At 50.9% G+C, this 12,491-nt stretch carries 9 protein-coding genes; 4 read left to right on the plus strand and 5 right to left on the minus strand.

The features are described 5' to 3' along the window. Positions 1-12: 12 nt before the first annotated feature. On the plus strand, positions 13-1,464 hold the full coding sequence (locus Q0852_RS08330; protein WP_299016881.1) for a dihydrolipoyl dehydrogenase: 1,452 nt from the start codon (positions 13-15) through the stop codon (positions 1,462-1,464). 148 nt (positions 1,465-1,612) lie between these two features. Further along, on the plus strand, positions 1,613-1,876 hold the full coding sequence (locus tag Q0852_RS08335; protein ID WP_299016884.1) for a DUF3624 domain-containing protein: 264 nt from the start codon (positions 1,613-1,615) through the stop codon (positions 1,874-1,876). Positions 1,877-1,963: 87 nt separating this feature from the next. On the opposite strand, the gene argH is transcribed toward Q0852_RS08335, so the two are convergent. The 4 genes from argH to argC all read right to left on the minus strand — a co-directional run bounded on the left by argH (position 1,964) and on the right by argC (position 7,037). Further along, positions 1,964-3,841 (minus strand): argininosuccinate lyase, encoded by a 1,878-nt coding sequence (gene argH, locus Q0852_RS08340; RefSeq protein ID WP_299016886.1) that lies wholly within the window; start codon positions 3,839-3,841, stop codon positions 1,964-1,966. 47 nt (positions 3,842-3,888) lie between these two features. After that, positions 3,889-5,103: an argininosuccinate synthase gene (locus Q0852_RS08345; RefSeq protein WP_299016888.1), complete on the minus strand. Its 1,215-nt coding sequence runs from the start codon at positions 5,101-5,103 to the stop codon at positions 3,889-3,891. A gap of 129 nt (positions 5,104-5,232) precedes the next feature. Then, a complete protein-coding gene (gene argB, locus Q0852_RS08350; protein WP_299017394.1) occupies positions 5,233-6,018 on the minus strand; it encodes an acetylglutamate kinase in 786 nt (261 codons plus the stop codon). A gap of 5 nt (positions 6,019-6,023) precedes the next feature. After that, the gene (gene argC, locus Q0852_RS08355) at positions 6,024-7,037 is read right to left on the minus strand and encodes an N-acetyl-gamma-glutamyl-phosphate reductase (protein ID WP_299016891.1); all 1,014 of its coding nucleotides are present in this window, start codon (positions 7,035-7,037) and stop codon (positions 6,024-6,026) included. A gap of 555 nt (positions 7,038-7,592) precedes the next feature. Here argC and ppc point away from each other — a divergent pair. Continuing rightward, positions 7,593-10,223, plus strand: a complete 2,631-nt coding sequence (gene ppc / locus Q0852_RS08360) for a phosphoenolpyruvate carboxylase (protein ID WP_299016894.1) — start codon at positions 7,593-7,595, stop codon at positions 10,221-10,223. Between the two features lie 426 nt (positions 10,224-10,649). After that, on the plus strand, positions 10,650-11,219 hold the full coding sequence (locus Q0852_RS08365; protein WP_299016897.1) for a PadR family transcriptional regulator: 570 nt from the start codon (positions 10,650-10,652) through the stop codon (positions 11,217-11,219). Positions 11,220-11,303: 84 nt separating this feature from the next. Here the strand turns inward: Q0852_RS08365 and metF are convergent, their stop codons facing one another. Next, positions 11,304-12,200, minus strand: a complete 897-nt coding sequence (gene metF, locus Q0852_RS08370) for a methylenetetrahydrofolate reductase (protein WP_299016898.1) — start codon at positions 12,198-12,200, stop codon at positions 11,304-11,306. Positions 12,201-12,491 lie beyond the last annotated feature (291 nt).

A 12,491-nucleotide genomic window follows, 5' to 3' on the forward strand; every position in this document is an offset into this window, starting at 1 on the left:
GGAGAGAGTGAAATGAAAACCCTGAATGTTGATGTTGCCGTTATCGGCGGTGGTACAGCTGGCCTTGGTGCATACCGCGCAGCCAAAGCCCATACCGACAGCGTAGTGATGATTGAAGGCGGCCCTTACGGTACCACCTGCGCCCGCGTCGGCTGCATGCCATCCAAACTGTTAATTGCGGCAGCGGAAAGCGTTCACCAGATCGAAAAGGCACCGGGCTTTGGTGTTCACCCGCAAGGCGAAATCGTGATCAACGGTCGTGAAGTCATGGACCGTGTTAAACGCGAGCGCGACCGCTTTGTCGGCTTTGTTCTGGAAGGGGTAGACGAAATTCCGGCAGAAGACAAAATCGCCGGTTATGCCAAATTTGTTGAGAACAATACGATAATGGTTGATGACCATACTCAAATCAATGCCAAGCGCATCGTCATTGCTACCGGTTCACGTCCGGCCTACCCAGCCGTCTGGAACGAACTCGGAGACCGCCTGATCATCAATGACGATGTTTTCAGCTGGGACGATTTGCCTGAGTCCGTCGCGGTCTTCGGTCCAGGTGTCATTGGCCTGGAACTTGGTCAGGCACTGAAACGACTTGGCGTAGAAGTAGTAATGTTTGGCCTGGGCGGCCAAGTCGGCCCGTTAACCGACCCACAAATCATGGCCTACGCTGACAACGCCTTCAACGAGGAGTTCTACCTTGATGCCGACGTCAAGATTGAGAGCATGAAACGAAAAGGTGATGTAGTTGAGATTCAATACCTGGGTAAAGACGGCGAGCTGATAATCATCAGCGTTGATTATGTGCTTGCGGCGACTGGCCGACGCCCGAATGTCGATAAGCTGGCGATTGAAAATACATCCATAGAACTTGATACCCGTGGTGTACCGGTGGCCGATCACTTTACCCTGCAGACATCAGTTGAATCGATTTTCATTGCCGGTGATGCCAGCAATCAACTACCGCTACTACACGAGGCCGCCGATCAAGGTCGAATTGCCGGTGACAATGCAGGACGCTTCCCGGATATCCGCGCCGGACTACGCCGCTCGAAAATTTCGGCTGTCTTTTCCGATCCGCAAATTGCGATGGTTGGCGAAACTTACAAGGAAATCATTGAACGCCTTGGCAACTGCGGCTGTTTCGAAACCGGTGAAGTCTCGTTTGAAAACCAGGGACGCTCACGCGTTATGCTGCGCAACAAAGGGCTGTTGCATGTCTACGGCGAGCACGGCACCGGCCGCTTCCTGGGAGCTGAAATGATCGGTCCGAATGCAGAACACCTGGCGCACCTGCTTGCCTGGGCGCACCAGAACAAGATGACGGTGGCGGAGATGCTAGATATGCCTTTCTACCACCCGGTTATTGAAGAAGGTGTCCGTACCGCACTGCGTGACCTGAACGCCAAGCTGCACCTCGGCCCGGAAATGATCAAACACTGCCTAGACTGTGGCCCGGGCTGCTAAGCAGTATCCTAAATCGGGTAACTAACCAGACATTACAAAAATACAATTTATCACTCTCCTGCACTGCTTATGCCCTCCTCCCGGAGGGCTTTTTTCTGTACAATCCCCCTGTCATTGCCAATACCAAGCAATATCACAAGGAACTGCCATGGGCTGTCGCAACTGTAAAACCAGCAACCTCTTCAGGAAAAAACTTGGCCGTTGTCGCCAGTGTATGACCCAGCTGGCAATCTTGAGCCTGAGCAGCTGGTCGGCTTGGTTTTACTTTTATCTGCCCACCCCAAAAGCCGTTGAATCCATTACCCTGCTCTTTGCCGCCTCCGCCTTCAGCCTGCTACTTATAGCCCATGGCGGCGTTGCGACAATGAGATGGTTTAAGAAAAAAGACCGCCCCCAACAAGCAGCACCATAATACCCAGCGAAACAAAAAATCCGGCAGCAAGCTCCAGCCCACTACCGGTTCTCAATAGCCGGGTATCAATTGTTTCCCGATATTGCTTTACGCCACGTTCACCGTCGCAATCCGCTGCTCCTGATCCAGCCGCACTTCCAGAGCAACTTCATCACAGGCATGCTGACGCGGACAACGGTCGCAATCTTTCATCACTTTTTCCGGCAACAGCGACTTCGAGGTAGGAATAAAGCCCTGCTTCATAAAGAATTCCGGTACCCGAGTCAGAACAAAAACGGTCTTAATTGCCATCTGATCCGCTTTTTCAATCAAGTGCTCAACAATCGCCTTGCCCTGCCCCTGATGCTGCCAGCCAGCCTCAACACCCAGTGAACGGATTTCAGCCAGCCCAGAATCATAAACATACAACGATGCACACCCGGTCACCGTGCCGTGGTGTTCGGCTACCGCAAACGACCCAATATCCCGGACCAGTTCATTCCGAAGCCGAGGCAGGTTCTCGCCCAAGCCCGCCCAGTAAGCCACCATGCCTTCAATGGCATCGAGATCCGTCAGACGGGCACCACGCACCTTCACGCCCGGCGAATAACGTTTCTCTAGGCGCTTCTCAACCTGGCCAATCGCGTAATCAACTTGATTCGGAGCAACGCCCCCCAGCGCACAACGTTTTTCAAGGCAGGAATCAATGGTCAGGATAGAATAAACATCCTCATCAATTACGTCCGAGAATGCCTTCATCTCAGCCAGTGACAGTTCTTCCAGCGCACAGCCCTTATCAATAGCCGCGACCACCGCGACACCAACGATATGGTGGGCTTCACGGAACGGGATCCCTTTAGCAACCAGGTAATCGGCCAGTTCAGTTGCATTCGAGTAGCCCTGCATCGCCGCTTCCAGAGTACGCTCCTTGTTAACCTTGATACCGTCAAAACAAAGCGCCGCCATTTCCATGCAGTCATTCCAGCTGTCCATAGCATCGAACAGGCCTTCCTTGTCTTCCTGCATATCCTTGTTATAAGCCAGCGGCAGCGCTTTGACAGTCAACATCATCCCGGTCATGGCACCATATACCCGGCCACACTTACCCCGGATCAGCTCCAGTGCGTCAGGGTTTTTCTTCTGCGGCATCAACGACGACCCCGATGTCACGGTATCGGCCAGTTCAATAAAGTTCGATTCACCGGAATTGTAGAAAATCAAATCCTCAGCCATCCGCGAGAGGTGGAGCATCGAAATCGATGCCGTCGACAGCAGCTCCATCACATGATCCCGATCCGACACCGAATCGAGACTGTTGCGAGTCGCACGATGGAAACCCAAGCTATGAGCCAGCATTTCACGATCGATTGGATATGCCGTGCCGGCCAGCGCCCCAGAGCCGAGCGGGCAAGTATCAAGACGATGTAGCCCATCCTGCAAGCGAGAATAATCACGTTCGAACATTTCCACATAAGCCAGGCACCAATGGGCAAAGGTCACAGGCTGAGCCCGCTGCAAATGGGTATAGCCCGGCAGAACCGTTCCCTGGTGTTCACGAGCCACAGTCACCAATTGGTTCTGTAGCTTGTCCAGCATCAGCAATAACTGCTGCCCCTGCTGGCGACACCATAGCTTCAGATCCGTCGCCACCTGATCGTTACGGGAACGACCGGTGTGCAGTTTTTTGCCTAAATCACCGACCTTACTGATCAGCTGTTGCTCGACCCAGCTGTGAATATCCTCGGCATCAGAATGCAGGATCTGCTGCGGGTCTTCCATCACCGCCAGCTTGAGTTCATTCAGCGCCAGTTCCAGCCTCTGCTGCTCCTCGTCAGTCAGGACTTCAACCTGACGCAATGCCTTCGACCAGGCAATAGAGCCAACGATGTCTTGCTCCGCCAGGCGATAATCAAAACGTAGTGAATCATTGAACTGCTTGAACCGCGTATCTGCTGCCTGACTAAAACGTCCGCCCCATAATGCCATGGTACTTCTCCTATACTTCGCTACTCGACTTGCTCATCACTTTCTCGTTACTGTTTTTTCTTTTGCTCGTTTAACGCACGAATACGGCTGGCTAGCGAGTACAGGCGGATAAACCCTTCGGCATGGCTGTGGTCATAAACTTCGTCTTCGCCAAAGGTGGCAAACTCTTCCGAGTACAGGCTGTTAAGCGAGCGTTTCTGAACCACTGTAGCTTGTCCTTTATACAGCTTCACCACAACTTCACCGCTCACATCTTTGGCAAGCTCATCGGCAGCTGATAGCAATGATTTGCATAGCGGGGTAAACCAGCGACCATCATAAATAAGGTGCGACGCTTTCAGGCCAATCGTTTCACGGAATTCAAACGACTCTTTATCCAGAACCAGCTGCTCTACCGCTCGCAGCGCCTCATTCATAATCGTGCCACCCGGCGTTTCATAGCAGCCACGCGATTTCATTCCGACCAAGCGGTTCTCTACAATATCGATACGCCCGACGCCGTGCTCGGCTCCTTTTTCATTCAGATAAGTCAGGACATTGAACGGTGACATCGCCTCGCCATCAACTGCGACAATTTCCCCTTTATCAATCAAAAGAGATACGGTTTCAGGTTTTTCCGGCGCGTTTTCCGGATCTTTGGTCCATACCCAACACAACTCGTTCGGCTGATTCCAGGTATCTTCCAGCACGCCGCCCTCGGTTGATATATGCCAGGCGTTGGCGTCACGTGAATAAATTTTCTCCAGCGACGCCGTACACGGGATATTACGCTCTGCCAGATAATCCAACAGGGCCTCACGGCTGCGCAGATCCCACTCACGCCATGGGGCAATCACCGCCAGCTGTGGAGCCAGAGCGGCATAGGCACTTTCAAAACGTACCTGATCGTTTCCTTTACCGGTACAGCCGTGGCAGAGTGCATCGGCCCCCACTTCCAGCGCACACTCCACCTGCGCTTTGGCAATGATCGGACGGGCCATCGAGGTACCGAGCAGGTACTTACCTTCATAGACCGCGCCAGTCTTGAGGCTCGGGTAGATATAATCCGCCACCATCTCTTCTTTCAGATCCGCGATATAACAAGCAGATGCCCCGGAGGCCAATGCTTTTTCCTCAATACCTTCTAGCTCAGCTTCGCCCTGGCCAACATCGGCGACAAAGGCAACCACCTCACAGTCATAATTCTCTTTAAGCCACGGAATGATGGCTGATGTGTCCAGACCGCCGGAATAGGCTAATACAACTTTATTTACCTTGCTCATAATGCTCTCCTCATTGCCCTCTCGACAGTCATCCCGTTCAGGCGAAATATATAGTGAAAAATTGCTACTTCAGTCTTTATTGGTTTGGGCGGTACTGTTTTGCCCGCCTGATACGATTCAAACTGAACTTCAAACCGAAAACTTAGTGCCGATACTCTGGCCTTCGAACAGGCTCGCCAACTTGTCCGGATAACGCCAGCTCGCCACTTCAATCGAGCGCCCCAGGGCTTTTGCTGCTTCAAAAGCGGCGCGGACCTTAACCACCATCCCATCAGTGATCACAGCCTGGGTAATCAGCGCTTCAGCTTCCGCCTCCGTCAGACTGGCAATCAAATGGCCTTTCCCATCAAGGACACCGCTCACATCCGACAGCAATACCAGTTCGGCATCCAAGGCTGCAGCCACCGCCACCGCTGCCTGATCGGCATTGACATTCATCAGTTCGCCGTTGGCATCAAGTCCAATGGAGCTGACAATTGGCAGGTATCCTGCCGCCATAATCTGGCTAACCAGGGCACTGTTACCGGGTGTGGCCTTACCCACCGCCCCCAGTTCAGGATCCAGCTCGCTCACCTGACACAGCCCGCCATCAGCCAGGCTGAGACCAACAGCAGCGACACCCGACTTAATCGCCTGCCCCTGCAAAACCTTATTGGCAGTCCCGGCCAGCGCCCCGGCAACCAGCGGGATTTGTTCTTTCGGAGTCACACGGAGTCCCTCTTTTTTCACGGTTTCAAGCTGAAGCTGCTCCATCAACTGGTCAACCAGAGAACCACCGCCATGTACCAGCAACAACGGACGCTGGGCCTTGGCCTGATAGTCACTAATCGCGCTAAATAACTTCTCAAGCGTGTCCGTACAAGACAGCACAGCACCACCTAATTTAATAACCAAAGGAACCTGACTCATGGTGATATCTCCTAAACCAACGCCGTTAACGGCGAAAAACCATTTCGAATATTTATGCACTGAACAGCCTGAGCCGATGCACCTTTCAATAAGTTGTCAATTGCCACTGTTAAAATTATGTGCTGTTCCTGTATTAGCCAGCCAATGTCACAAAAGCAAGTATTAACAACATTTTGGATGCTCGCAGTCTGTCCGCCTAATAATCTGACCGCATTAGGTTCAATCTGGTTCTGGTAGGCCTGCTGCATCGCGGCAGCCACCTCAGCCTCGCTGATACCATCAGCTAACCGCGCTGTAATAGTGGCCAGAATACCGCGCTTGAAACTGCCAAGATGGGGGGTAAAAATCACATCACAATCCAAGTGGGTGGCAATTTCAGGTTGGTGCCGGTGGGAGAACACACCGTAAGCTTGCAAGCTGACTTCACAGAAACTATTGCCGAGTGTCGCCTTGCGTCCGGCTCCCGAAACACCGCTGACCGCATTAATCACAGGCCACTGTTCTTTGTCGATCAATCCGCCTTCTAACAATGGCTTAAGTGCCAACTGCGAGGCCGTCGGGTAACACCCAGGGACCGCTATAAGTTGGGCTTGTTTTATGGCCTCAGCATTCCACTCAGCCAGGCCATAAACAGCCTGCTCAAGCCATGCGTTGTGCTGATGCTCAAAGCCGTAATACTCGCTATAAAAGCTGTCACGCTGAACCCTGAAAGCACCTGACAGATCAAATACCTGACATCCTGCAGCCAGAAATACCGGTGCCAGATCGTGGCTGACTTCATGAGCGGTTGCCAACAATACGATATCAGCCCCCTCTGCTACCGACTCCGCATCAGCCAGTGGTTGCAACGGCAAATCGACAATGCCTTTTAACTGACCATGCAACTCACTGATCGGCTTATTCGCATCCAGGCTCTGCGCCGACACATACAAGCCAGAAAGGTGAAGATTTGGGTGTACGTGCACCATTTTTGCCAGCTCTGCGCCGGTATAACCGCTGGCACCGATAATCAAGGTGTTCAACATATTTAATTCCGTTTTGTGCTGTAAGTTTTGGGAACTTGCTTATTTAAAAGTGCGCTGCAGGTGCAGCAGTAGAAGGGGTGCACGAGTGCACCAGGCGAATGAGACTTAGCGTCGTCGAAGGGAATTCAGATTGTGAATGCTCGCCTGGTTCATGTTAATAACTTCCTACAATTACCGTCTTTAATCTATCATTTTGACTGACTGTATAACTTTAAATCCAAGATGACAACCAAATAAATTTATATTCACCCTGAATGCATTAATATGTTTACCGTTTGGTTTTTGTGCTGTCAACAATAAATGTAAAAAAAGTTGCTATGGCAGAGTGAGGATAAACAGAACCGAAGCGCGCATAAAGCACACAATGCGAGTGTTTTGCGTCTCATTTTTACGAAAATTTGTTACAAATCGGTTTTGATATCATGACAAAAATCAAGGTAGATTCGATTTTTTATCGGTAAATGTAATCAAAGTTGACCTGAAAGTGGGATCACGGATAGATTGTCACTAACATATAGTGAATTGGATGTAACAAAATTACGAGATGGAAGCGATATGAACGAAAAGTACAGCGCGTTAAGAAGCAATGTCAGTATGCTCGGCCACTTGCTGGGCAATACCATCAAAGATGCGCATGGCGAACCACTATTAGATAAAGTAGAAGCCATACGTAAGTTATCGAAATCTGCCCGCGCAGGAAATCAGGACGATCGCGAAAAGCTGATAGATGAACTACAGAATCTGCCAGATGATCAGCTACTGCCTGTTGCTCGTGCCTTCAGCCAGTTCCTCAACCTCACTAATATCGCCGAGCAGTATCATACCGTCTCCCGCCACTGTGAAGAGCATATCTGCAGTCCGGACTCCCTTGATACGCTGTTTGGCAAAATCAATAACAGCGACATCAGCCAGTTCGATTCTGTTCAGGCCGTCCGTGACCTTAAAATCGAGCTGGTATTGACCGCCCACCCGACAGAAATTGCCCGCCGGACCATGATCCACAAGCTGGTACAAATCAACAAATGCCTGTCGAAGCTGGAGCTGAGCGAGCTGTCCAACAGCGAACGCCAGCGTGTCGAACAACGTCTGGAACAACTTATTGCCCAGGCCTGGCATTCCGATGTGATCCGCAAGCAACGCCCGACTCCGCTAGATGAAGCCAAGTGGGGCTTTGCTGTTGTCGAAAATTCACTGTGGCAAGCCGTACCGGAATTCCTGCGCCAGTTTGACGAAAAACTCACAAACCACCTTAGCGAAGGGCTACCGATTGATGCTGCACCGGTTCAGTTCTCTTCCTGGATGGGTGGTGACCGTGACGGCAACCCGTTTGTCACATCCAATATCACCCGTGAAGTACTCCTGCTATCCCGCTGGAAAGCTGCTGACCTTTATCTTGGCGATATCCAGGAACTGGTGAGTGAGCTGTCGATGGTCAAGTGCAACGAGCAGGTTCGTGAGATGGCCGGCAACGAACACGAACCATACCGCGCCATTCTGAAAGATCTGCGCGCCAAGCTAACCAATACCCGCGATGTACTTGATGCCAAACTCAAAGGACTGAGCGTCCCGAACTTCGGTATCATCGAACATGTCGACCAACTTTGGACGCCACTCCATGCCTGCTACCAGTCACTACACGAATGCGGCATGGGCATCATCGCTGATGGCCTTCTGCTGGATGTACTACGCCGTATCAAATGTTTTGGCATCCACCTGGTACGCCTAGATATCCGCCAGGAAAGCACCCGTCACTCTAATGCAATTTCAGAGCTAACCCGCCACCTCGGCATCGGTGATTACGATCAGTGGAGTGAACAGGACAAAGTGGCTTTCCTGGTCCGCGAGCTGGCATCCAAGCGCCCGCTGCTGCCACGCGACTGGGAACCGTCTCCTGAAGTTAAGGAAGTTATCGAAACCTGCCAGGCCATTGCCGAGCAGCCCCGCGAGGCGCTGGGGGCTTATGTCATTTCCATGGCGCGGACAGCATCAGACGTACTGGCCGTCCACCTGCTACTAAAAGAAGCCGGCTGTACATTCAGAATGGACGTCTGCCCGCTGTTTGAAACCCTGGAAGATCTCAATAATGCCGAGTCAGTTATCCGTCAACTGATGAATATAGACTGGTACCGTGGCTTCATCCAGAACTTCCAGATGGTAATGATCGGCTACTCTGACTCAGCCAAAGACGCCGGAGTCATGGCTGCGGGCTGGGCCCAATACGCAGCGATGGAAGCGCTGGTTGATGTCTGCGAGGAAGCCGGCGTTAAACTGACTCTGTTCCATGGTCGCGGCGGTTCTATCGGCCGAGGCGGTGCACCAGCACACGCAGCCCTGCTATCCCAGCCGCCACGCAGCCTGAAAGGCGGCCTGCGTGTCACTGAGCAAGGCGAGATGATCCGCTTCAAACTTGGCCTTCCAGAAGTTGCAGTCAACAGCCTGAGCCTGTATGCCAGCGCGATCCTGGAAGCCAACCTGCTACCGCCACCGGCACCAAAGCAAGACTGGCGAGAGCTGATGGATGTATTGTCTGAAGTCTCCTGCGAAGCTTACCGCGATATTGTCCGTGGCAACGAGGAATTCGTACCGTACTTCCGTGCAGCAACACCGGAGCTGGAACTTGGCAAGCTGCCACTAGGCTCGCGTCCGGCTAAACGTAATCCGAAAGGCGGCGTAGAAAGCCTGCGTGCCATCCCATGGATTTTCGCCTGGAGTCAGAACCGCCTGCTGCTTCCTGCATGGTTAGGTGCCGGCGAAGCCATCCAGTACTCTATCGACAAGGGCCATGCCCAGCAACTGGAAGAAATGTGCCGTGAGTGGCCGTTCTTCTCGACCCGCCTGGGAATGCTGGAAATGGTGTATACCAAAACGAATGTCGGTATTGCGGAATACTATGACCAGCGCCTCACAGATAAATCGCTATGGCCACTGGGCCAACAGCTACGTGACCAGCTACAAAAAGACATCAAGGCTGTCCTGAATGTTGAAAACAGCGATCACCTGATGGAACAGGATCCATGGGGAGCAGAATCTATTCGCCTGCGTAACATCTACGTCGAACCGCTGAACATGCTACAGGCTGAATTGCTGTATCGTACCCGCCAGCAAGAGCAGGCATCACCAATGCTGGAAGAAGCACTGATGGTGACTATTGCCGGTATTGCGACCGGTATGCGTAACACCGGCTAACAACAAAAACAATCACAACAAAAAGGCCACCTTATTTACAAGGTGGCCTTTTTTCTATCACTTGCTGCAATTATGCACACACACTCATAATTGGAATTATTTTAGCTCCGACTCAACAATGAGACGAAATGTAACTAGTCGCATAGTCTAAATTGGTTACATGCACTGTGAATAAAGGTGAATCTCGTGATATTGCAGTGCACCGAAAGCATTAAGATATAGACAAACATCACAAGATGAACAATTGACCGTTGTCCAAAATGATTATTATCACTTATTAGTGTCGATAAAGATCACATTGATGTGTATGCTACGTGATCTCGATCAGGCACTGCAACAAGACGATTATAACAAACGCCAAAGAGCGAAGGGTAACGTCCGTCTGATTGTTTTTTTATATTTGTAGTATTTTAACGGATAGAAGAGATGTCACTACCACACGTCATTTTAACCGTGCTGAGCAACCGCGATGCAACCGGTTACGATATAACAAAAGAATTTTCACACAGTATCGGCTACTTCTGGAAAGCCAGCCACCAACAGGTTTACCGAGAGCTAAACAAGATGGCCACTAACGATCAGGTTACCTGTAAGTTAGAACCACAGGAAGGTAAACCAGACCGTAAGGTTTACTCAATTACCGACCTAGGCCGTCAGGCACTGTTTGAGTGGTTCAAAGAGCCAGCTCGCAACCCAACCATTCGCGATGAGTTCTCAGCCAAACTACTGGTTTGCGGTGTATACAACTCAGAACCAATGCAACAGCAACTAGAAGCATTGATTGAAGAGTCCCACACCCTGATGAACCACTACCACGAGCTGGAAAAAGTTCATTTCGCCGATTACAAAAACATGGAGCGCCAGTCTCGTCTTGACCGTCTGACCCTTCGCCGCGGTATGCATAACCGCCAGGCATGGATCGACTGGGCTGAAGAAGTACTGGCTGAACTAAAAGACATGGACAGCGCAGACAGCAAAGTTGCCCTGAACAACTAATTGCTGCCAGCTAGCTAAAATACAAAAAGCCGCGATTACAGCGGCTTTTTTTCGTCTTATGCTCCGTAGAAAAATGGAAAGCGGCTAAACAGCAGCCTGTTCCCGTATACCCAGGGTATGACAGATGGCATAAGTCAGCTCGGCACGGTTCAGAGTATAAAAGTGGAAGTCCTTCACTCCCTCACGCCCCAGCACCCGCACCATATCAATGGCATTACTTGCCCCCACCATCTGACGGCTCAGCAAATCATCATCCAGCCCTTCGTATTGCTTTTCCAGCCATCCCGGGATCTTAACGTTATTTGCCAAAGCAAAATGCTTAGCCTGCTTCATATTGGACACCGGCAGGATCCCCGGAACAATTTCTACATCAATACCAGCAGCAACACAGCGATCACGAAAACGCAGGTAACTTTCAACATCGAAAAAGAACTGAGTAATGGCGCGGCAAGCACCGGCATCGACCTTACGCTTTAGGTTCACCAAATCAGCCTGGGCATTCTTGGCTTCAGGGTGTACTTCCGGATAGGCCGCGACTGAGATATCAAAATCCGCCTCAGAACGGAGCAACTCAACCAAATCCGCAGCATACATATCCGGTTTAACGCCCTGCTCAGGTAAATCCCCCCGTAAGGCAACAATATCTCGGATCCCGTTGTTCCAGTAATCTCGGGCAATCGCACGCAGCTCATCACGGGTAGCATCAATACAAGTCAGGTGCGGTGCGGCCACCAGTCCGGTCTGTTCTTTTATGTCTTTGATAATGGAGTGAGTACGATCACGTTCACCGGAGTTGGCACCATAGGTAACCGAGACAAACTTTGGTTGCAGCGTTTTCAGACGATGAATTGAATTCCACAGGGTTTGCTCCATTGTCTCACTGCTCGGCGGAAAAAATTCAAACGAAACGTTGATGTCGCCATCGATATCGGCGATGTTCTGATTAAGCGCATCGATATGGCTCGCGTGAGAATACCCCATAGTTTCTTCCTTCCTGTTTTGGCCCCAGGCCTGCTCCCTAAATCGTGACGCCAGCAAACAACCATTTAGACGTCCATATGTCTACAGAATGTATTGTAACCAATTTGAAGTCAACATCGTGATCATGAATATTTCTCAAGTTCAAATTGCATAATCTTCAACATAGTAAAATGCCAAGAAATAAGCAAAAAACCGTAAGATGCGGTTTTTAGAGACAAATCAGTGGTTAGTTTCACCCTAAATATTCATACCACCTTTAGGCCAACGGAAGTGATCATTCGCTATTTCCAT

The sequence above is a fragment of the uncultured Photobacterium sp. genome (genome assembly GCF_947502415.1).
Taxonomy (GTDB): Bacteria; Pseudomonadota; Gammaproteobacteria; order Enterobacterales; family Vibrionaceae; genus Photobacterium.